This is a genomic window from Geobacter sp. AOG2, assembly GCF_019972295.1.
GTDB lineage: Bacteria > Desulfobacterota > Desulfuromonadia > Geobacterales > Pseudopelobacteraceae > Oryzomonas.
In genome coordinates, this window is sequence record NZ_BLJA01000001.1 from 1,361,312 (window position 1) to 1,381,752 (window position 20,441).

General features: G+C 55.0%; 20 protein-coding genes. 13 read left to right on the plus strand and 7 right to left on the minus strand.

The features are described from left to right. Positions 1-52: 52 nt before the first annotated feature. The 3 genes from LDN12_RS06215 to LDN12_RS06225 all read right to left on the minus strand — a co-directional run bounded on the left by LDN12_RS06215 (position 53) and on the right by LDN12_RS06225 (position 4,709). Positions 53-2,533, minus strand: coding sequence for an AMP-binding protein (locus LDN12_RS06215; protein WP_223921811.1), 2,481 nt, complete (start codon positions 2,531-2,533; stop codon positions 53-55). Between the two features lie 99 nt (positions 2,534-2,632). After that, complete coding sequence (locus tag LDN12_RS06220) at positions 2,633-3,418, minus strand: VacJ family lipoprotein (RefSeq protein WP_223921812.1); 786 nt, start codon at positions 3,416-3,418, stop codon at positions 2,633-2,635. Between the two features lie 19 nt (positions 3,419-3,437). Further along, positions 3,438-4,709: an alpha/beta hydrolase gene (locus LDN12_RS06225; RefSeq protein WP_223921813.1), complete on the minus strand. Its 1,272-nt coding sequence runs from the start codon at positions 4,707-4,709 to the stop codon at positions 3,438-3,440. Between the two features lie 384 nt (positions 4,710-5,093). Between LDN12_RS06225 and LDN12_RS06230 the strand changes: the two genes are divergently transcribed. The 6 genes from LDN12_RS06230 to galU all read left to right on the plus strand — a co-directional run bounded on the left by LDN12_RS06230 (position 5,094) and on the right by galU (position 11,945). Further along, the gene (locus LDN12_RS06230; protein WP_223921814.1) at positions 5,094-7,751 is read left to right on the plus strand and encodes a chemotaxis protein CheB; all 2,658 of its coding nucleotides are present in this window, start codon (positions 5,094-5,096) and stop codon (positions 7,749-7,751) included. Beyond that, on the plus strand, positions 7,738-9,462 hold the full coding sequence (locus LDN12_RS06235; protein WP_223921815.1) for a sigma-54-dependent Fis family transcriptional regulator: 1,725 nt from the start codon (positions 7,738-7,740) through the stop codon (positions 9,460-9,462). The genes LDN12_RS06230 and LDN12_RS06235 overlap by 14 nt, the downstream gene beginning before the upstream one ends. 75 nt (positions 9,463-9,537) lie before the next feature. Beyond that, positions 9,538-9,810, plus strand: coding sequence for a hypothetical protein (locus LDN12_RS06240; protein WP_223921816.1), 273 nt, complete (start codon positions 9,538-9,540; stop codon positions 9,808-9,810). Between the two features lie 339 nt (positions 9,811-10,149). Further along, a complete protein-coding gene (locus tag LDN12_RS06245) occupies positions 10,150-10,377 on the plus strand; it encodes a GSU3473 family protein (RefSeq protein WP_223921817.1) in 228 nt (75 codons plus the stop codon). 76 nt (positions 10,378-10,453) lie between these two features. Then, positions 10,454-11,005 carry a PLDc N-terminal domain-containing protein gene (locus LDN12_RS06250; RefSeq protein ID WP_223921818.1) on the plus strand — a complete coding sequence of 184 codons (552 nt, stop codon included), beginning with the start codon at positions 10,454-10,456 and terminating at the stop codon, positions 11,003-11,005. Positions 11,006-11,075: 70 nt separating this feature from the next. Further along, the gene (galU, locus tag LDN12_RS06255) at positions 11,076-11,945 is read left to right on the plus strand and encodes a UTP--glucose-1-phosphate uridylyltransferase GalU (protein ID WP_223921819.1); all 870 of its coding nucleotides are present in this window, start codon (positions 11,076-11,078) and stop codon (positions 11,943-11,945) included. A gap of 85 nt (positions 11,946-12,030) precedes the next feature. On the opposite strand, the gene LDN12_RS06260 is transcribed toward galU, so the two are convergent. From LDN12_RS06260 to LDN12_RS06275, 4 genes are all read right to left on the minus strand, one after another. Then, on the minus strand, positions 12,031-12,672 hold the full coding sequence (locus tag LDN12_RS06260) for a DUF4124 domain-containing protein (protein WP_223921820.1): 642 nt from the start codon (positions 12,670-12,672) through the stop codon (positions 12,031-12,033). A 59-nt stretch (positions 12,673-12,731) separates the two neighbouring features. After that, positions 12,732-12,914: a hypothetical protein gene (locus tag LDN12_RS06265; RefSeq protein WP_223921821.1), complete on the minus strand. Its 183-nt coding sequence runs from the start codon at positions 12,912-12,914 to the stop codon at positions 12,732-12,734. 122 nt (positions 12,915-13,036) lie between these two features. Next, the gene (locus LDN12_RS06270; RefSeq protein ID WP_223921822.1) at positions 13,037-13,189 is read right to left on the minus strand and encodes a hypothetical protein; all 153 of its coding nucleotides are present in this window, start codon (positions 13,187-13,189) and stop codon (positions 13,037-13,039) included. 226 nt (positions 13,190-13,415) lie between these two features. Next, positions 13,416-14,939 (minus strand): B12-binding domain-containing radical SAM protein, encoded by a 1,524-nt coding sequence (locus LDN12_RS06275; RefSeq protein ID WP_223921823.1) that lies wholly within the window; start codon positions 14,937-14,939, stop codon positions 13,416-13,418. Between the two features lie 892 nt (positions 14,940-15,831). On the opposite strand from LDN12_RS06275, the gene LDN12_RS06280 reads away from it, so the two are divergent. The 7 genes from LDN12_RS06280 to LDN12_RS06310 all read left to right on the plus strand — a co-directional run bounded on the left by LDN12_RS06280 (position 15,832) and on the right by LDN12_RS06310 (position 20,369). After that, complete coding sequence (locus tag LDN12_RS06280) at positions 15,832-16,158, plus strand: BON domain-containing protein (protein ID WP_223921824.1); 327 nt, start codon at positions 15,832-15,834, stop codon at positions 16,156-16,158. A 15-nt stretch (positions 16,159-16,173) separates the two neighbouring features. Continuing rightward, positions 16,174-16,545 carry a hypothetical protein gene (locus tag LDN12_RS06285; RefSeq protein WP_223921825.1) on the plus strand — a complete coding sequence of 124 codons (372 nt, stop codon included), beginning with the start codon at positions 16,174-16,176 and terminating at the stop codon, positions 16,543-16,545. A gap of 637 nt (positions 16,546-17,182) precedes the next feature. Beyond that, positions 17,183-17,899: a PEP-CTERM sorting domain-containing protein gene (locus LDN12_RS06290; protein WP_223921826.1), complete on the plus strand. Its 717-nt coding sequence runs from the start codon at positions 17,183-17,185 to the stop codon at positions 17,897-17,899. A 395-nt stretch (positions 17,900-18,294) separates the two neighbouring features. Next, positions 18,295-18,450 (plus strand): DUF3309 family protein, encoded by a 156-nt coding sequence (locus LDN12_RS06295; protein ID WP_223921827.1) that lies wholly within the window; start codon positions 18,295-18,297, stop codon positions 18,448-18,450. Between the two features lie 98 nt (positions 18,451-18,548). Then, positions 18,549-19,112, plus strand: a complete 564-nt coding sequence (locus LDN12_RS06300; RefSeq protein ID WP_223921828.1) for a hypothetical protein — start codon at positions 18,549-18,551, stop codon at positions 19,110-19,112. 108 nt (positions 19,113-19,220) lie between these two features. Beyond that, positions 19,221-19,544 (plus strand): putative quinol monooxygenase, encoded by a 324-nt coding sequence (locus LDN12_RS06305; protein WP_223921829.1) that lies wholly within the window; start codon positions 19,221-19,223, stop codon positions 19,542-19,544. Between the two features lie 9 nt (positions 19,545-19,553). Beyond that, positions 19,554-20,369: a Crp/Fnr family transcriptional regulator gene (locus LDN12_RS06310; protein WP_223921830.1), complete on the plus strand. Its 816-nt coding sequence runs from the start codon at positions 19,554-19,556 to the stop codon at positions 20,367-20,369. Positions 20,370-20,441: the final 72 nt, after the last annotated feature.

Below are 20,441 nucleotides of genomic sequence, written 5' to 3' on the forward strand. Positions count from 1 at the left end.
TTTCAAAGTATATGCAGCGGCCCCGGCTGGGTCAGTGCGCCCCCACGGCGGTTCAAAGCTTTTCCACCGCCTGGCGCGCCTTTTCCGCGATCTCGGCCGGTTCCTCGTAGCGGAACCGCAGCGGCTCTCCGAAGGTTACCGTCACTGTGCCCCGTTTGGGGAGACGCGCCTCATGGGGGAGGACCTGATCGGTTCCGGTGATCTTGACCGGCACGACCGGAATCCTCACCTCCTTGACCATGATACCCAACCCCATCTGGAAGTCATGCAGTTTGCCGTCCCTGGAATGCCCCCCTTCGGGGAAGATCAGGATGTTGATGCCGGCATCGGCGAGCTTCCCCATGTATGCGAGGGAACCGCTGAACCCCTGGGACTGTGGCAAGGGGAAGAGGTTGAACAGCACGGTGCCGTACTCGTAGCTCAAGCGCCTGAGGATTCGATCAAACCCATGGTAGTCGCCGAAAAAGAACTCCGCCCAGGCAGCGGTGGCGCATCTGGAGCGGATCTTCGGGGGCAGCGCGATCATGACGGCAGGCTGGTCCAAGTAGCTTAAATGGTTGGCCACGAAAAACACCGGCCCTTCCAGGCTTTCCAGTTTCTCCCGCCCCCGCACCTCAAGGGTGACGAAGCTTCGGAACAAGGGCTGGTGGAACAGGGCGTCCCAGACCCTCCGCACCCCCCGGAAGAAGGGGGCATTGGTCCAGAAGCGGAAGTGGTTGCGTCGGGTCGTTTTCTCCCGTTTTGCGATGATACGGCGCAGATCAGAGACGCGCGTCTGCAAGCCGATCTGGGAGTCCTCGATATCGAGGCGGTATTCCTGTTCCAGAAAGCTGACCAGTTCCAGCCGGTCGATGGAGGTAAGCCCCAGGTCGGCCACGAGCAGGGATTCCTCGCGGATCTGTGAAACGCCGGTGCCGGTTACCTTGGCGAGCAGGTTGAGCAGGCTGTCCCGGCTGACGGTTGCATCCCCTTCCTCCGGTCCCTTCTCAAGCGTCTCTTTTACCGCGAACTTCTTGATCTTGAGCGTCGTGGTCTTGGGGAATTCCGGCTCGCTCCAGAGGGTGTAGCCGGTAATCCGGTGCAGCGCGTCCAGGTTATTGTTCGCCTGGGCGATGATATCTTCAGGGGCTTTACCACTTCCGTCCAGGAGCAGCACGGCATGCACCTCTTCCCCGCCGCCCCTTTCGACGCCGATGACGCACGACTCCTTCACCCCGGGGACCCTGTTCAGCACCGCTTCCAGTTCGTCGGGATAGACATTGACCCCTGAACCGGTGACAATCAACTCCTTCTCCCTCCCCTTGATGACCAGCCAACCGTCCGGGCCGATCTCCCCCAGGTCGCCGGTACGAAACCAGCCATCGCTCGTGAAGGCGTCGCGGCTTGCCTGCTCGTTTTCGTAGTAGCCGGGGAAAACGTTGTCCCCGCGCGCCAGGACCTCCTTCCCCTCGATCTTCACCTCAACCCCCGGCAGAGGCGGCCCGACCGCACCGGCCACCTGGCGCTCCATGGTGTTGACGCAGAGCACGGGCGAGGTCTCGGTGAGTCCATACCCCTCCAGGACCGTGAATCCCATGCTGCTCCAAAACGCGAAGACCTCCGGGTCCAGGGGGGCGCCTCCCGATACGAATACGGTGAAATTGCGGCCGAACCTCTTCTGCACCGGTAAAAAGAGTAACCGGCGGACCCTGTTCGGAAACGTGGTGGCGAGTTGCGTCATGAACCGGAACGCTCCCGCGAGGTGTTTTTCCTCCAGTTCCCGCTCAATGGTCGTTTTGAGCAGTTGCATGAGTCGAGGAACGGACATGATGACATAGATGTCCTCCCCGCTCAGGGCATCCATGATCGCGGAGGGCTTGAGGGTGCGCAGATACACGATGGCCGCGCCGCGGTAGAGCGGGGTGAAAAGCCCCCCCATCTGTTCGAACATGTGGGATAAGGGGAGCAGGGAGAGGAAGGTGAACTCGGGGGTGATGATCGGCACCTGCCGGTTGATCTGGGTCAGGTTGGCGATCAGGTTCTTGTGGGTGAGGATGACTCCTTTCGGATTCCCGGTAGTACCGGACGTATAAATGAGTTGAGCCGTATCCTCCGGCGCGACGGAAGCGATCCCCTCGATTGGGCTGATGTCTTCGAGCAGGTACTGGAGATCTTCCAGAAGCAATGATTTCGATGTGGCAGCGGTCAGCCGTTCGGCCTTGAACCGGCTCTGCAGGACGACCTTGGCGTTCGTGAGGCTGCGGATGGAGTCCGCACGCGCCGGATCGGACATGAAGTCCACCGGGACGGCAATTGCGCCGCGTACGATGATTCCCCAGTAGGCTACCGCCCACCAGGAGGAGTTGGGCCCCCAGATGAGCACTCGATCCCCCGGTTCCACGCCCTTTTGGGCCAGGAGGTTAGCCATCCTCAGGGCCAGATTGTGAAATTCCCGGTAGGAGACCACGAGCCGCCGCACGCCGGTGCGGTTCACAAAGGCGGTTTTATCACCCAGTGCCTCGAATGTCCCGAAAAGATCGATCAACGTCTGCATAAATGCCCCTTCGATCCGTGGCGCGCCACCGGTATCTAATCCGACCCAAGGATATGACAAAATCCGGCCGCTCGCCCGTGAGCCGACTGCCGAACTCCGTCACTCTGCTGGGAGCGGCTTGCCGGTCTCGATTTCGCGCTTCTCATGGTAGAAGAAGCGGACCATGTAGTACTCGAAGGGATAGCCGCTCTCGTAGTAGCGGAAACTCTGCTGATGGCGCGCATCGATCTCGTCCAGGGCCGTTATCCCGTAATCGTAGAGGTAGCCGTAGTTGACGCTGCCGAACGGGTCGATCCCCGTATATATTCCGTACGTGATGCCGGTGTCCACGGCAAGCCCCCCCGCGTCCCGCACGGACGAGGGGCCGAAGATCGGCAGCACCAGATAGGGGCCGGAGTCTGCCCCCCAGTAGCCGAGGGTCTTGCCGAAGTCCTCGTCGTGCCGTTCCAGGCCGAACGTGGTGGCCGGATCGAACAGGCCGCCAAGCCCCACGGTGCTGTTGGTCAGGAACCGGCCAAACGTTGTCGCGGACTCGACCCCCTTGAGCTGGAACAGGCTGTTGGTGAGATTTTTGACCTCCCCGATGTTGTTGTAGAAGCTGGATACCCGTTTCTGGAGGAAGGTGGGGGTGATGAATTCGTAACTGTTCACGATGGGGAGGAAAAAGTATTTGTCAAAGTAGAAGTTGAACCGGTACATGTTCCGGTTGAACCCTTCCCAGGGGTCCGCCACATCGGCGAAGCGCTGATCCCTTACCTCATCGATCGTATGCATCGGGGGCACCTCGGCCCGGATGTTCGCCCCGGTTGCGGCACACCCCGCTAAAACTATCGACAGACTCAGGGCGAGGATTGTCCGGCAGGTCCGGTATCGGATAACAGTCATCAAAGCACCCTCCTTTTTATCATTTGAAGAATGCGACCATGTAGGCCAGGTTATCTTTGTACTCCAGGTTGCCCAGATGGCCGCCGCGCGGGTAGATTTTGGCCCGCTCGCCGAAGAGTTGCCGCAGGTAATCGAGCTCCGCCTTGGTCAGAATGAAGTCGTTTTCGTTGGTCATCACGCCGAACTTGGCGGACGACTTCAGGTACCCCTCGATGCTCCTGAGGCCCAGGGAAGCGACGTACTCCTGCTTGGTGAGCCCCGGTCGCCGCTTCTGGAAAAAGGGGAACAAATACTCGTTGAAATAGTCGAAGAAGCTCAGGTGGCTGGAGACCAGGAAATAGTCGAACAGGGAGTCGGTGGGGCTCAGCACCCGGTTCTTCGGCACGACGTAGCCGCTGTTGGTCACCACGTCTGACGAGAAGATCATGCCGGCCAGGCCAATGCGGTAGGAAAGCCCGATCAATCCGGCGGTTTCCTCGCGGGAGAACAGTTTCTCCGCATAGATCGCGTAGATAAAGTTCTCGTTAATGGCGACGAAATTGCCATAGCGATAGAACTGGCTGAACTTGGCCAACATCCTGTTGAAAAAGACGCCCTGTTTCTTGGACCCTCCGGGGATCTGCTTCAGCATATCCTCGATCCGTGTCACCGAATTGTACAGGCTTACCGATGGGTTGATCATGAGTACCTTGCGAAAGTTGAAGACCCGGCGCTCCTCGTCCAACTTGGCCACGAAGGCGGCCTGGGTAGCTCCCAGGCTGTAGCCGCCCAAATAGAATGAAGAAACCTCGATATCGCCTTCTACCTGCTTCCAGGCGGCCTCCATGGCGCGGTACAAGTCAGCCGCGTCCTCGGTCAGGTCGCCGGGGACGCCGTTTTGTGAAGCGGTGACGATAAAATTGGAGGTGGACGGCGACGGCAGGGTGATGACATGGAAGCCGGCCTGGTAGAAGGCCTTCATCATGGTCAACAGCTTGGAAGTCCGGTCGTTGGCGCCGGCTCCGCCTATCAGAAAGACCAGCGGCGCCTTTTGCTTCTGGTAGGCAAAGGTGCAGTGCAGCCCATCTTCGTAAAAGAAGATCGGCGCCCTCTGCCGGTCCGGGAAGATATGGAGCACGAGCTGGCGGGTGCGTGCAGGTTCGGGGAATTCGGGGATGAGGTTCGCCGGTGTCCCGATGATGGAGGCTTCATATGCTCCCGTGATCGGGTAGCCGTAGTTGTCATCCGCCGCAAGGACTGGCAAAGGCAACAGGACGATGCAGGCGATGAACAACAGTCTCAGATGCTTCATGCGGAGGCCTCCTGTGCCTTTTGCGGGGAACCTACGATCACCACTACCTTGATGACGTTCATTTTGTCCTCCATGGTGATTGCCTCACTGTTATACGAGAGGACAATGATCGGTAATATAAAGGCAAATAGCCTGCCAAGAACCGAAAGAATCAGGAGTCTGGAGTTGCTCTTTAATAACAGGCCATTAGGTTGCCGGGAAGGGATCGGGGAAGTAGGAAACGATTCGGTTAGCCTCAATATTTGGTGGAACCGCAATATATGGAGGGATGTAGTGCAGGGACACGGTCTAACTTCCACAGGGACAATCCCGTCAGGCCTCAATTCCGCTGCCCTGCATTCCTTGTTAGTGCAATTAAAGAAAATGCTGATATACTAAAACGCTATGAAAAATGAACCTAACTCGTCGATAAACGATAAGAAACCTGCCGCTACCTCCCCAATGGCCACCTCACCCCGGAAGGAGCGGCCACCCTTTCCCATCGTCGGCATCGGCGCCTCGGCCGGCGGGCTGGAGGCGCTGGAGCAGTTCCTGGGGCATGTGCCCGCAAACAGCGGCATGGCCTATGTCATCGTCCAACACCTGGACCCGACCCACAAGGGAATCCTCCCCGAATTACTCCAACGCATGACCGGAATGGAGGTATTCCAGGTCAGGGACCGGATGCGGGTCAAGCCGGATAGCGTCTATGTGATCCCCCCCAACAGGGACATGTCCATTCTGCACGGTGTGCTGCACCTGTTCGATCCGACGGCGCCCCGCGGTCTGCGGCTCCCCATCGATTTTTTCCTCCGTTCCCTGGCCGAGGACCGGCAGGAGCAGAGTATCGGCGTGATCCTCTCCGGCATGGGTTCCGACGGCACCATGGGGCTGAGGGCCATCAAGGAAAAAGCGGGGCTGGTGCTGGTGCAGGAGCCGGTCTCCGCCAAATTCGACAGCATGCCCAGGAGCGCCATCGATGCCGGGCTGGCCGATCTGGTGGCCCCGGCCGAGGAGTTGCCGGCCAAAATCGGCGACTATCTCCGGCACGCCCTGATCATATCCAAGGCCGAGCACCCGCTGGAGGAGAAGGACCAAAGCGCCCTGGAGAAGGTCCTGATACTATTGCGGGCCAGGACTGGCCAGGACTTCTCCATGTACAAAAGGAGCACCGTCTATCGCCGGATCGAGCGGCGCATGGGCATTCACCAGATCGACCGGATCGCAGCTTACGTCCGTTATCTTCAGGAGAACCCCCAGGAGGTGGATCTGCTCTTCAAGGAGCTTCTGATCGGCGTGACCAGTTTTTTTCGCGACCCGGCGGCCTGGGAACATCTGCTGGGAGAGGCCATCCCGGCGCTCCTGGCGTCCCGCCCGGCCGGAGGGACGCTACGGGCTTGGTCAACCGGCTGTTCGACCGGCGAGGAAGCCTATTCCCTGGCCATTGCGTTCAAGGAAGCGCTGGAGCTGGTTAAGCCCACGGGGAACTTCAAACTGCAGATCTTTGCCACCGACCTGGATGCGGACGCCATCGACAAAGCCCGCCAGGGCTTCTATCCGGACAACATTGCCGCCGATGTCTCCGCCGGGCGGCTCGAACGGTTTTTCATCAAGGAAGCGAACGGCTACCGGGTCGGCAAGGAGATCCGGGAGATGGTCACCTTCGCCACCCAGAACCTCATCATGGACCCGCCCTTTACCAAACTGGACATCCTCATCTGCCGCAATCTTCTGATCTACCTGACGCCGGAGCTTCAAAAAAAAGTCATGCCGCTCTTTCACTACAGCCTGAATCCGGACGGGGTCTTGTTCCTGGGGAGCGCGGAAACCGTCAGCACCTTCACCGACCTCTTTGGGCCGCTGAACATCAAATCGAGACTCTTCCGGCGGCGCGAAGCCGTCCTGCGTGCCGAACCGCTCGCGTTTCCCGCCACATTCACGCACCTGGAAGCGGGAGCGCACAAGGAACTAATGATGCCGAAGCCAGCCGCCAATCTCCAATCACTCGCCGACCAACTGCTGCTGCAGTATTTTTCCCCGCCGGCCGTACTGACCAACGACAAGGGCGATATCCTCTACATCAGCGGCCGGACCGGCAAATATCTTGAGCCGGCGGCCGGCAAGGCCAACTGGAACATCTTCGCCATGGCCCGCGAAGGGCTCCGGTTCGATCTGGGCACCGCCTTTCAGAAGGCGCTCCGCCAAAAAGAGGCGATCCTTGTCACGGGGCTCAAGGTCGAGGGAGGGAGCGGTCCCCAGAGCGTCGATATCACGGTCAAGATGGTTGAAGAACCCGAGGCCATGCGGGGTATGGTGATGATCGTCTTCAACGACGTGGCGACGCCCCTGGAAAAGAAAGTGTCGGGCCGCTCCAGGTCTGCGACTGCCGGTTCCGCCAGGGTTGTTGAGTTGGAGCAGGAACTCCAGAAATTACGCGAAGCGCTCCAGACGACCCGCGAGGAGATGCAATCCTCCCAGGAAGAGCTGAAATCCACCAACGAGGAGTTGCAGTCCACCAACGAGGAGTTGCAGTCAACCAACGAGGAGTTGACCACCTCGCGGGAAGAGATGCAGTCCCTGAACGAAGAGCTGCAGACGGTGAATGCCGAGCAGCAATCCAAAATGGACGACCTTGCGCGGGTGAACGATGACATGAGGAACCTGCTCAACAGCACGGAGATCGTCACCGTGTTCCTGGACGGCAAACTCCATGTCCGGCGGTTCACCAGCGGGGCGGACAAGCTCTTCAAGCTGATTCCGGGGGATGTGGGGCGGCCGCTCAGCGACATTGCCAGTGACCTGAATTATCCCGAGATGATGGAAGAGGCGCGGGAGGTGCTGCGGACGCTGATCTTTTCCGAGAAGCAGATCGCCGCCACCGACGGGCGTTGGTTCTCGGTGCGCATCATGCCCTACCGCACCATGGAGGACGTGATCGGCGGCGTGGTAATGACCTTTGCGGACATAACCGCTTTCAAACGTGCTGAAGCCGAACTGCGCGCGGAGAATGAACGGCTCAAGGGCCTGCTTGAGGCGGGGGGGGGTAGCCATGGGAACCATTAAAGATAAGAGCCCATCAGCCGATGCCGCCGAACTGCGCCGCCATGCGGAGGACCGTTTGCAGGCGAAAAGGGATGGATTGCAGCCGAACCGCATCAAAACCGAGATGCAGAGGTGCGGCCATGAGTTGGAGGTCCACCAGATCGAGCTGGAGATGCAGAATGCAGAGTTGCGCGACGCCCAGAATGAGCTTGAGCTGTCCCGGGACAAGTATGCCGAACTCTATGACTATGCTCCTGTCGGCTATTTCACCTTTGATACCCACGGGACCATCCTGGAGGTAAATCTCACCGGTGCTCAATTATTGGGGGTCGAGAGGCAACAACTGACCAACATGCCTTTTACCGGTTTTATTTCCGATGTGAATGAGAGAGAGATCTTTTCCAATCACCTTGCCTTGGTTATGCGACGGCAGGTCATACGGCGATGTGAGATCAAACTCACGGGAAAAGACGGCACGGTGATCCACGGCCAGCTTCAGAGCGTCGTGGTCGCCATCGATGACAAGGCCAGCTACATCCTTACCTCCATCGTTGACGGCACAGTCCGCAAACAATTGGAAGAGAAACTGAAAAAGGCGCATGACAACCTGGAGCTGATTGTCGCAGAACGGACAGAAGATCTGGTCAAGGCGAATGAGCACCTCACGAAGGAGATAGAAGAACGCAAGAGGTCGGAAGCGGCGCTCCAGGACGCCTATGCGGAAATAAAGCAGTTGAAAGACCGGCTCCAGGCCGAGAACAGCTATCTGCAACAGGAGGCCGCCCGGGTGTACAACTTCGGCGAGATCGTCGGCCAGAGCAGCGCCATCTCGTATGTATTTTTCCGGGTCGAGCAGGTGGCGTCCATGGACGCGACCGTCCTGCTCCTGGGCGAAACCGGCACCGGCAAGGGGGTCATCGCCCGCACCATCCACAGTCACAGTGCCCGCAAGGATCGGCCGATGATAACGGTCAACTGCACGTCGCTGCCGGCAAACCTCATCGAAAGCGAACTCTTCGGGCGTGAGAAGGGGGCCTTCACCGGGGCCCATGCGCGACAGATGGGACGCTTCGAACTGGCAGACGGCGGCACCATCTTCCTCGACGAAATCGGCGAAATGCCCCTGGAATTGCAAAGCAAGCTGCTTCGGGTCATTCAGGACGGCGAGTTCGAGCGGTTGGGCAGCCCCCGCACCACCAAGGTAGATGTCCGGATCATCGCCGCCAGCAACCGGAACCTGGAGGAAGAGATCAAGAAGGGCAAGTTCCGGGAAGACCTGTTCTACCGGCTCAACGTGTTCCCCATCACCATCCCGCCGCTCCGGCAGCGCACGGAAGACATCCCGCTGCTCGTCAATCACTTCATTGGCAAATTCAACAAAAAGATGGGTAAGAGGATAGAGGCCGTATCAAAAGAAACCATGACCGCCCTTGAGGAGTATCACTGGCCCGGCAACGTTCGGGAGTTGGAAAATGTCATCGAACGGGCGGTAATCACCAGCCAGGGGAGCGCACTCCAGGTTGTGGACCGGTTCGAAACCTTCAAGAAGGCGGGGGAGTCGCCAGGGCAGGAGGTCAAAGCCCTTGCCGAGTTGGAACAGGACCACATCCTCCAGGTACTCCAGAAAACCGGTTGGCGCATCGAAGGGAAAAACGGGGCGGCGACACTCCTCGGCCTCAACGCCAGCACCCTTCGCGCCCGGATGCGCAAGTACGGCATCGCCCGGCAATGATGGAATATACCTTGCGTCAGTTTGCCCCAATGCGCCGGATACATAAAAATCAGAATCAAATCCAAGGACCCTGCCATGAAATTCATGCACCTGCCAATGCTCTCCACCGCCCTTTTCTTCCTCTGCTCGTGTACCCTTTTCTACAACAAACAACCCGACCCGGCATCGGGAGTGCAGTCCCCCAAACCTCTGGCCGTGCCGGTCGGCAAAAACTGGCAGGTAATCGAGAAGGCTCCTGAACTGACCAACGAAGGCGAGCGCCTTCCTTTTCAGACCGAGCAGTCCTTACAGCCGGAGGGGGCAACGACCGCACCACCAGCAGACAAACGCAAGATCGTGCCGCGCTGACCGGCAATTGTGCATTTTTGTTGAAAGCTAAAGGGACATTCATCCCAAAAAGTCTGCCTCAACGTGGCTCGTCATATTTGGTAGTTATGTCGGATATGATGGATGCCGTTAACGGTTTTCATTTAACTCCTCTCGTTATAATTTCTATTTTAACCACATAATCAAACCGTTGCATTCGCAGTGTCCGCAAGCGCTCTCTGGCGCGTTAGTTGCTGTTTACCTTCTTGGCAGAAGAGCATCCATTGTCATGCCTTTTTGTGAAAGTTGGATGGATAGCCCTACGCGATGAAAATCAGGAGCTGAAGGGTAATTAATTCCTTCGAAGAGAGGAGGCGTCGGATGATAGTCCCGGCAATATTTTCAAATGCTTCGCCAAGCTACGTCGACAGTGACGAACTTGATGAATTATTACATAAGAATGCTTTATTGGCATTTCGCCGTTCGGATGGCTGGGTAAGGGTTGGTTTTGATGAGATGCGCGATCCGGAAGGCAGGAGAGGAGCGAGTTGGAAGGACCGGAAAACAGGAAGCAATCAAAGGTCTCTGGTGCGGATTTCGAATAATTAGGCAGGCCTGGGCAGATCTTTGAAAATATCTGATTTTCTTGTTCGTTTGGCAGTTTATTGGGAGACATGGGTGCACAGTGAAAACGGCCATCATCATTTACCTATCGGCTCTTCTCGCCTCAGTTGCATCTGCGGAAATATACCGGTGGGAGGACGAAAACAGCATAAACTTCACGGACGATCTTGCATCCGTGCCCGAAAAGTATCGCGAAAAGGTGCCCTCCGAGGCCATGGGGCAGATCAAGAACCCTCCTCTTCAGGCCAGGGTTGAGGCAACGCGGCGAAAGCTACCGGTTGTCATCCAGGAAAGCCGGATCGCAGCCAATCAGGAATATCCTGATCTACAAAGACAGCCGGCGGCGTCGATTCGACAGATGCAGGCGAAGGCCACCGCTGTCGGCGCCAGGAACGTCAGGGATGGCTTTCCCTCATTGGCAACCGCAGTCGTTGTCTGCATACTGTCGGCGCTATTTCTTGCAATCGCCTGGATAGCCACTATTTTCGATATACGTAAGAGCGAATTCATAACGCCATCCATCAAAACGGCATGGATGTTCGTGGTGATCCTCATGCCCGGTATTGGCATGGTATGCTATTATATCCTGGGGCTTGGTCAGAAAAGCAATTGAACCATCCGAGACGAGAGCGGTTGTTTGCGTCGGGTTTTTCGATAGACAGGAGGGGGATGGAGGCATGGTCATGCAGGTCAAAAAAGCGGTTTTCCCGGTTGCGGGGCTCGGCACGAGATTTCTGCCGGCCACGAAATCATCGCCCAAGGAGATGCTGCCCCTCATCGACAAGCCCCTGGTCCAGTACGTTGTGGAAGAGGCGGTCGCCTCCGGCATCGATCATATCCTCTTTGTAACCGGCCGGGGCAAGCGTGCCATCGAGGATCATTTCGACATCTCCTTCGAGTTGGAGGCCATCCTTCACGACAAGGGCAAGACAGAGGAACTCCGCCAGGTGCGGAACATTGCCGACATGGCCAATATCTTCTACGTCCGCCAGAGACAGGCCTTGGGACTCGGACATGCCATCCTCTGCGCACGGGAATTCGTCGGCAACGAACCGTTTGCGGTTCTTCTGGGCGACGACATCATTGATGCGGAACAACGGCCCTGCCTGGCTCAGCTTATTGATGTTTACCGGGAATACCGCGGGCCGGTGCTGGCCCTTGAAAAGGTCCCCATGGAAAACATATCAGCCTATGGCTGCGTCAAGGCAGCCATGATCTCCGAGCAGACCTACAGAGTACTCGATATGGTCGAAAAACCGAAGCAGGAGGAAGCCCCTTCGGACTTGGCGATTATCGGCAGGTATATTCTGACCCCCGACATCTTTCCGATCCTGGAAAAGCAGGAACCGGGCAAGGGGGAAGAGATCCAGCTCACCGATGCGCTCTGCAAGCTCCTGGCTCATGAACCGGTCTATGGCTGCCGATTCGAGGGCATCCGTCATGATTGCGGCGACAAACTGGGTTTTTTGAAGGCTACCGTTGACATGGCGCTGAAACGGGATGAGTTCAACGCCAAATTCAGATCGTATCTCAAACAGCGCCTGGAAGAATGAGAGGCCGGTACGAACGGCCCTGTTTTGGGGACACGCCGGCAAGCAGGAAAAAACAGGGGTCAGGGACCCTTTTCCGCCTCTGGTCCTATTTCATCGGCGCAGGTTGCTCCATGCCAGCCGGCATCTCTTTCGGCTGATCCCCCAGATGTATCGGCTTGGGCTGCTCCATGCCCGCGGGCATCGATTTCGGCTGATCCCCCAGCGGTATCGGTTTCGGCTGTTCCATTCCCGCCGGCGTTTTTTTGGGCTGATCGCCCAGTGGCAGAGGCGGAGGCTGTTTCATGCTCGGCGGCGTGGGGTCGGCTTGATCGCCCCCGAGATGGCCCTTGGTTTCCTGCTGCCTCCTCGGTGTCACTGGTAGCGACTTATTCACGTTCTGTGGCGTAGGGTCCACCTGATCGCCCCCCAGATGCCCCTTGATTTCCTGCTGTCTTCCCGGTATCGCCGGCGTGGCCTGCTCGCTGCCGGCTGTCGTGACGCTCCGTGACGCTGTGGATGTATCCTGGCGCGGCTTATCCACCTCTTCCCTCAACTCCTGTAGAACCTTGGGATCGCGGCTGGTGACATCCTGTACCTTACCCGCTTTCCTGCGGTACCGGGAAGGTATCTGTGAGGGATCGTCGGTGAAACTGACCACTCCCCGGTCGTCGGTCCATTTGTAGGTCCCGCCATCGGCCGTTGCCGCGCTACAAATTATCAGCAGCAGGAGTATCATAGCTCTTTTCATCGTATGTCTCCGCTCGTTTGTCAGTTTCCATCCGGAAGCGCTGTTACGTGGCAACACGATCAACGACGACCGCCTTCGTCGCCGCCGTGATGTTCTTCATAATGCCCGCCTTCTCTTTCTCTGCCACTGTCGCGTCCGCGTCCACGTCCGCCGCCGTCATCATACGGCACCCAAATACAACCGGACAGCGCCGAAACCGTAACAATCAGGATTGCCAATCTGGCCCAGATATGTTTTTTCATCTGCCACCTCTCATCTCCATCCAACCGATATCTTTCCCTAGTTAATTATATCCCATTTTTAAGTAAGAAGGCCCCCAGCATAGATGTTGGGGGCCGCCTCGTTTCACATCCCCGTGGTCCTGTTATTTTTGGTGCTCTTTGACCGGGGTGTGCTGTTTGTGCTGGTCTGTGCAGCAAGGAGACTTTTCTTTGCCGGTCCCTTTGCCGGGTTCTTTATCCGCAATGTTCTCTTTGCCGGAGGCGTTCACCTTGTGTTGGTCTTTTGCGTGGTCCATGTGTTTGTTCTCCCTGTACGTTAAATTTAATCTTTTCATCTGATAATCATATAGCAACGAACGAGCCAGATGAAGTCTGCGGAGGCCACGAGCGCAACAGGCTGATCCTGCTGTGCATATTCGTTTGGAATGAGCCCGCGGCCAGGAAAAGCCGCCATGGAAATCCGTCACGTTTAACATAAGCGCCAGATATGACGGATTATGGTGGGGACGTATCATTGGGCCGTTATCGCTGTTCCAGGTACCTGTTGTCGTTGAACATGCCGACCCAACTGATTTTTTCGGTAATCTTCCTGAAATGGTATCCATAGATGGCAAAGGTGATGGCCAGGCTGAACAGGCGGGGCTGCCTGACAATCGACCAGAAAAAGAGCTTCCAGAAGTAGAACCGCTCCTTGCCGATGACCCCAAGGAACAGCATTGATTTGAAGAACGCGCCGATATATCCGGACTTGAGGCGGAACGGCCTTTGATGTTGCGAACGGTACACTTTGAGAAATTTGATCACCCGTTGGTAATACTGGCGAGGGGCATAAATGGTGGTGAGAATGGTGCGGTAGCCACTGATAAGTTCCTCGGGGCTCATACTTGGAATGAAGTTGAGGGATACGGCGGTGTTGTTGCCCGAGGTTTCCCCAAGCAACCTGCCTTCCTGGAGCAGCCGCTGGTGGAGCTTGGTGCCGCTCAGGGCGGTGAGCATCCCGACCATGGCGGTAACGATGCCGCTCTCCTGGATGAAGGAGATTTGCCGCTCGAATATTGACGGAGGATCGCTGTCAAAGCCGACAATGAAACCGGCCTGCACCTGCAAGCCCGCCAGTTGGATCTTCCTGACGCTGGCCAAAAGGTCACGGTTTTTATTTTGTACCTTGCCGCTTTCGCTAAGCCCTTCGTCATGTGGGGTTTCAATGCCGATAAAGACCTCCTCAAAGCCGCTCTTGACCATCAGGGCCATCAGTACACCATCATCAGCCAGGTCGATGGACGCTTCGGTGTAAAAATCGTAGGGGTGGTTATGTCTGTCCGCCCAGTCGATAATCGCCGGCAGTGTGTCGGTCTTCAGTTTGCGTTTGTCTCCGATGAAATTGTCGTCTACGAAAAACACTCCTCCCCGCCACCCCCATTGGTGGAGGGCGTCCAACTCCCGGACAAGCTGTTCACTGCTTTTTGTCCGGGGTTTTCGGCCGAACAATTGGGTAATATCGCAGAATTCACAGTCGAACGGGCATCCACGGGAATATTGGATATTCATGGCGCCGTATTTTCGGGAATCAATTAATCGCCAGAGCGGAACCGGAGTTTCTTTCATAGCCGGAAATCCGTCGGCGCGGTAAACGTGGCCGGCACAACCCTTCTCCACGTCCTCCAGAAAGGGACCGAGAGTGATCTCCGCCTCGCCGAGAACCAGGTGATCGACAGCGTCAAAGTCTGCCGGAGCAGTGGTAAAAAGCGGCCCGCCAGCAACCGTCCTGACGCCCAGGCCCCGGCACCGCTCCAGGATGTCGTTCACGGATTGCCGCTGGATGCTCATGGCGCTGATGAAGACATAGTCCGCCCATGAAATATCCTTGTCGGCAAGCTTCTGCACGTTCATGTCTATGAGCCTTTTTTCCCACGCCTTGGGAAGCATCGCGGCCACTGTCAGAAGACCCAACGGAGGGAACGGCGCCTTTTTGCCTACGAATTTCAGGGCATGGCGGAACCCCCAGAAGGTGTCAGGGTACTCGGGATAAACAAACAAAATTTTCATATATTCTTTCGCCTCGCTATTAATGATTTTCTCTCACCGGTTTTCATGGTCATCACGTACTTCATTTGCATAATCATGCCGCAAAAGCCCCTGTCGCGAATTTCGTAGGGTTTACTTTCCAAATATCAGCAGAACCTTGACTCAAAGCACGATACAGCTCGTGTTCTATGATGGAGCAAATCGCAACTAACGTGCCAGAGAAGCCCTGGGAACACGGGGATTAAAAGGGGTTGATTGTATGCAGAAAAATGAAGATGAGCAGTGCCGGAAAAGGGGCAAGCCGCCAACGGAATCCGTCAGATTTAACATGGCTGCCATATATGACGGATTATGATGGGCGGATTGATGAGAAGGTGCTGCGCACCGGCGCGGCTTTGGCAGTCTGACGATCTGACTACGTGGGAAGGTTATACGCATTTCATGAGACCGGTAGGAGAGCGAGTGGAAAATGAGTCGGAGGCGCTCACAGGCTTCTCCTCAGGCGTTCTTCGCATTTGAATGAGGAAGTACGGCATTATCAGGTAATCAAATGGAATACTATGCAAAGCGGACAAACAGTTTGCCACAACATGGACCGCCATATATGGCAGTTATGCCAAATATGATGGAAATTATGGATGTATTTCCCTCCACACCAGATGCTTTTTACCTTGTTTTGCCAGTACAATCAGGCCGTTGCATTCGCAGTATCCAGTAGTATTCTCTGGCGCGTTAGTTGCTTTGTATCTATTCAAGCAGCAATGCCATTGAACACACCTGAACCTTCAGGCGGGAACGGGAGGCGATTAAAGCGGCACGAGCGTGATGAAAAACGGCTCAGGCGGCTTGCGGGGCGAGCTGGAAAGGCCTCCGTACGACAACAACGATCCACAAACAAAAAGGAGAAAACATCATGGTAACATCGCATCGCATTTTGAAATTACTGGTCTGCTCCATGCTGACGGCCGCGCCTCTTACCGCATTCACGGGGTATGCAGCAACGGAAAAACACGAAAGCACCGGCCAGTATGTGGATGACTCCGTCATCACCACCAAGGTAAAAGCCGCGATCTTCGGGGAAAAAACGCTGAAAACGCTGCAGATTAACGTCAAGACGTTCCAAGGAGTGGTTCAGTTGAGCGGTTTTGTCGATTCGCCCCAAAGCGTGACGAAAGCAGGAGAGGTTGCCGGCAGCGTCGAGGGGGTTAAAGAGGTGAAAAACGACCTGCTGGTGAAATAGTTTGGGAGTTGTTTAATGGGCAAACAGATCGAGATCAAATGGTTGCCGATACCCGAGGAAAAGAACTACCCGGCGGCAGAATCGTACTTAAGCCTCATCTATGACGAGAAGACCACCGAGGCGGTCGTGAGCAAGCTGAAGACAGCTCCCGTATCCACCTTCAAGGCCAAGGACATATTCAGGGCGTCGGGGTTGTCGTTGTTGGGTATCAGCAATTCCCAGGTGGAGAAGGACCGCGGAAAAATTGAAGACGGGAAACCGCTGTCGCCGATTCTGCTGGTTAGAGAAAGCAGCAATGGTAAAGTCATCGTCGCGGACGGTTACCACAGGATGTGCGCAGTCTATTCGCTCAGCGAGGACGAACTTATCCCGTGCAAGATCGTCTGAATCGAGGCAGGCGTGTTGAAGAAATACCAAGCGAACAAAGGCCCAACGGTATTGGCCCGGTGCCATGAGACCTGGGTACGGGATGCCATCGGGCAGAGTTACCCGGAGAACGACGTAAAAAACAGTTTTTGGCTGCCATCCCCCTTTGGAATGAGGTATGTCGTCACGCCGGTAAGGCGAAGGTAAGTGCTGTGCGCTTGGCCGAGATACTACCTTGAGTTTAGTAGTATTCACCCCGAAAAGCCGCCGGCATCGCCCGCCATATATGGTAATTATGTCAACAATGACGGGTTTGTTGGCGGTTTTTTCTTTCTCCTGCGTACCATTCTTCCGTTTATCCCAATGTATTCAAAGTGTTGCTCACATGATATTGGCAGGTGCCACTCTGGCGCACTTGTTGCGATGTTCCTGGGAGGCGAGACTTTATGCGCTGCCATATTCTGTGAGGATTCAGCGGTTATGAGCAATGCCTGATGCCTGCAACGTAATGATTGAGAACACTCTGCATTAAAAACCTGTGCAGTAAAAAGAGAGGGGGTGAATACATTGTTAATCAGGTTGGTGAGCTGTTTGTAGCAATTGGAGCAATAGCGCTCAGATTCGTGTGAGGAATTGCAGTTAAAAGGGGAATAAGATTATGAAAAAAATGATGGTACTACTGGCAGGGGCGGTTTTGCTACTAACGCAAAACACAGCGGTAAATGCATATACTATCGATTACTCGCATGCCACAACTGGTTCTGAATTTACATCTAACTATTCCAGTACGTTGAATGACTTTAAGTTGCTAACGTTTGATGGTACGACCCCTGGGAATGTCAATTCGTCAAGTACCAAAAGCGATCTCCCTTGGACCTGGACCGGAACGGCTACGGTTGTAAATGGCTCTGCTACCGGGCTGTATGCTGCGCCATTTGGGGCGGGAACAGCCGATACATCCAATTTCCTGGCGGTTCCGAATCCAACTGCAAATGGCAGCGTACGCGTTCAGTTGGGGGCGCTGTACAATTACTTTGGCCTGTGGTGGGGCTCTGTGGATAGTTACAACACCCTTTCCTTTTATAATGGAGATATGTTGGTTGCATCCTTTACCGGAGCGGATGCGATCAGTGCAAGCGTGGCGAACGGAAACCAGACGGCTTCCTCAACAAATCTCTATGTGAACTTTCTTGATCTCCCGTTGTTCGACAGGTTCGTTATGGGAAGTACCAATTTTGCCTTCGAGGCTGACAATATTGCGATAGGAAACTCAGCGCTTCCCGTACCCGAGCCTGGCACCATGGTTTTGCTCGGCATAGGCCTGTTTGCCGTTGCCACCTGCTGTAAGCGCCGCATGAACCATCTGGAAGCCTGATCCATGCCTGGTACGGATTGGCATAAAGGCGCTGATATCATCGCTCCATCGTCTCGCAGGATTCACCCGTAATGGTCACCAGCGTGGTCCGTCATATATGGCAATTATGCCAAATATGATGGATTGCGCTGGAGGCTTTATCCCCGGTTCCCTTACCGTATTAGTAGGTTTATCCTTTAAAATAAGCTATTTGAGCTTTTAGTGCCTGCAGGTGTCTTCTGGCATATTTGTTGCGATTTATCTTTCGGACAGAGCAGAAATACGGTCATGTCTTCGGCAAAATGTGTAGTGAGGATGAATAGTCGCGTTCCAATAGATGCAGACGCAACGTTCACATGGGCAAGGCCGCGTAATCTGTTCGCTGGTCAGCGATTAGCTCATATAGGAGAAATGCTATGTTGGGAACCATTTTGATCGTTGTCGTAATCTTGATGTTGTTAGGCACGCTACCCACCTGGCCTCATAGCCGGCAGTGGGGTTATTTTCCGAGCGGCGGGCTTGGTTTGATCCTTTTGATTCTTATAATTCTGTTGGTGCTGGGCCGGATTTAGGTACTCGAAATGTGCGGAAGATGGTTCAAGCGGTTTTGAGAGTGGAGTGGTTAGCATGAACCCGTGATTCTGCCAACCCAAAAGACAGGAGGAGCGAAATGAAGAAGTTTATTATTTTGGCTATGGCAATGGTTTTGGGGTCGGCTTTGATTTTGGGCTGCGCCACGATGCACACATGGCCCGATTCTGAAAGAAGCGCCGAGAACAAGATGGTCGTAATCCAGGAGAAGATCGGGGATGGCCTGAAGACCGGGGCGCTTTCCCTTGATCAGTCCCAGATGTTTCTGAAGACGCTGAAGGTTATTCGAACTGATTATGCGGAACTGAGAGACAAAAAGGTATCCGAGGAAGAATGGAACAAGCTTCATGTGCGGCTTGATGCGCTTGGAGAAGAAATAAACAGAGCCCTTTCCCGTCCTGTGAAGATTGAAGGGCCGATGAATGGGGACAGGATTGTCACACTTCAAAGAAGAATTGATGACGGAAGAACCAGCGGTCGCTTACCTCCAACGGAGGGGAGAGAGTATCAGGACAGACTGGACTCCATTCGGAGAGAATATCTGCGGATGACGGAAGACGGCAGATCCTCTACGTCAGAAGAGAGAACAGATATTTCCAACCGGCTTGATTCTCTGGAAAAGGATATAAACAGATTCAAGTAGTTTTTGCATGACAAACGGCCACCGAAGGGGAAAATTTTTTCGCTCCGGTACCGCTCCTGTTAGTTATGGCACACCATTCTTCTTAAGGTATAACTCAAGGATATGCTCATGATCGACACCTCTATTACCATAACCGTGCCACCCGAAAAACGTAAAGAGGTCCTTCTGACTTTTAAAGCAATACTCGGCCCAATTCGCTGCGAACATGGGTGCATAAGCTGCAACTGCTACGTGGATGTCGAGAGCGAAAACACGATTTTTTTCAAGGAAGAGTGGGAAAATAGGGACGCCTTGGGCACCCACTTGAGGTCCGCCCATTTCAGCGTGCTGATCGGAGCAATGAAGCTGCTCGACATGGAGCCGGAGATAAGGTTCCATACGATCGCCTCCACGGCGGGAGCGGAGGCGATAAAAACGGCGCGAACGTGGTGACAGCCTGGCATGCCGCCGGAGATGTACACTGCGCAGCAGGGAAAGGGTTATACAAAAAAGATGCATGTTGAGAGGGAACGTATACCAATGATTCACAATTTTTTTGATCCTGAACTTGCGAAAAAAGTTGTGAAGGGGGTTCCGCTGTTTGCTGAATTTACCGAACAGGAACTATCCCTATTGCTTGATAGAACCAACGTCTACAATTACCGCAAGGATGAAATTATTATTCAGGCAGATGAACACAATAACCAGATGTACATCGTTCTCAAGGGGCGGGTCAAGGTTGTGGACATAACTGTCGACGGCGAAGAGCGGGTGATGGCTTTTCGCCGCCGCGGCGACTACTTCGGTGATATGGGTCTCCTTGACGGCAAAACCGATTCCGCCACGGTAATCGCCATGGAACCCTGCAAGGTTCTTTTGGTTTCAAAGAGGGTGTTTGACGAGTTTTTTTTTGAGAATAATAAGGCATTGGTTCAGGTCATAGCGGTACTGTGCGGGCGCCTGCGTGAAAGTTGGATATTTCACGACCTCATTGGGACAAACGATGCGGAATCAAAGGTCAGGGCAACCCTGGCGCATTATAGCAAGTCATTGGGGAGTCAAAACTGCAATGGCATCATCATCAACTCCATATTCTCACAGCAAAATATCGCCGACCGCGTTCAAGTTAAACGCGAGACGGTATCCAGAGTGCTGAAAAAAATGAAGGATCAACATGAGATAGAGATGGTGGGACGGCACTTTAAGCTACTTACCACTTTTTTTGAAAAATTCGAGAAATCCAAGTTTTCCCGATCCCTGACATTGAATGAACATTAGCCGCTTTTGCAAGAAGTAGTGGCAACCTTTTTCGGACTGACCTATGTCTTGCATCGGGTTCGCCTCTGGGGG

Bases quoted from the DNA above. Each gene is read 5' to 3' on its own strand.
- LDN12_RS06215 (WP_223921811.1), bottom strand. From the start codon at position 2,533: ATGCAGACGTTGATCGATCTTTTCGGGACATTCGAGGCACTGGGTGAT.
- LDN12_RS06220 (WP_223921812.1), bottom strand. From the start codon at position 3,418: ATGACTGTTATCCGATACCGGACCTGCCGGACAATCCTCGCCCTGAGT.
- LDN12_RS06225 (WP_223921813.1), bottom strand. From the start codon at position 4,709: ATGAAGCATCTGAGACTGTTGTTCATCGCCTGCATCGTCCTGTTGCCT.
- LDN12_RS06230 (WP_223921814.1), top strand. From the start codon at position 5,094: ATGAAAAATGAACCTAACTCGTCGATAAACGATAAGAAACCTGCCGCT.
- LDN12_RS06235 (WP_223921815.1), top strand. From the start codon at position 7,738: ATGGGAACCATTAAAGATAAGAGCCCATCAGCCGATGCCGCCGAACTG.
- LDN12_RS06240 (WP_223921816.1), top strand. From the start codon at position 9,538: ATGAAATTCATGCACCTGCCAATGCTCTCCACCGCCCTTTTCTTCCTC.
- LDN12_RS06245 (WP_223921817.1), top strand. From the start codon at position 10,150: ATGATAGTCCCGGCAATATTTTCAAATGCTTCGCCAAGCTACGTCGAC.
- galU (WP_223921819.1), top strand. From the start codon at position 11,076: ATGCAGGTCAAAAAAGCGGTTTTCCCGGTTGCGGGGCTCGGCACGAGA.
- LDN12_RS06260 (WP_223921820.1), bottom strand. From the start codon at position 12,672: ATGAAAAGAGCTATGATACTCCTGCTGCTGATAATTTGTAGCGCGGCA.
- LDN12_RS06265 (WP_223921821.1), bottom strand. From the start codon at position 12,914: ATGAAAAAACATATCTGGGCCAGATTGGCAATCCTGATTGTTACGGTT.
- LDN12_RS06270 (WP_223921822.1), bottom strand. From the start codon at position 13,189: ATGGACCACGCAAAAGACCAACACAAGGTGAACGCCTCCGGCAAAGAG.
- LDN12_RS06275 (WP_223921823.1), bottom strand. From the start codon at position 14,939: ATGAAAATTTTGTTTGTTTATCCCGAGTACCCTGACACCTTCTGGGGG.
- LDN12_RS06280 (WP_223921824.1), top strand. From the start codon at position 15,832: ATGGTAACATCGCATCGCATTTTGAAATTACTGGTCTGCTCCATGCTG.
- LDN12_RS06285 (WP_223921825.1), top strand. From the start codon at position 16,174: ATGGGCAAACAGATCGAGATCAAATGGTTGCCGATACCCGAGGAAAAG.
- LDN12_RS06290 (WP_223921826.1), top strand. From the start codon at position 17,183: ATGAAAAAAATGATGGTACTACTGGCAGGGGCGGTTTTGCTACTAACG.
- LDN12_RS06295 (WP_223921827.1), top strand. From the start codon at position 18,295: ATGTTGGGAACCATTTTGATCGTTGTCGTAATCTTGATGTTGTTAGGC.
- LDN12_RS06300 (WP_223921828.1), top strand. From the start codon at position 18,549: ATGAAGAAGTTTATTATTTTGGCTATGGCAATGGTTTTGGGGTCGGCT.
- LDN12_RS06305 (WP_223921829.1), top strand. From the start codon at position 19,221: ATGATCGACACCTCTATTACCATAACCGTGCCACCCGAAAAACGTAAA.
- LDN12_RS06310 (WP_223921830.1), top strand. From the start codon at position 19,554: ATGCCGCCGGAGATGTACACTGCGCAGCAGGGAAAGGGTTATACAAAA.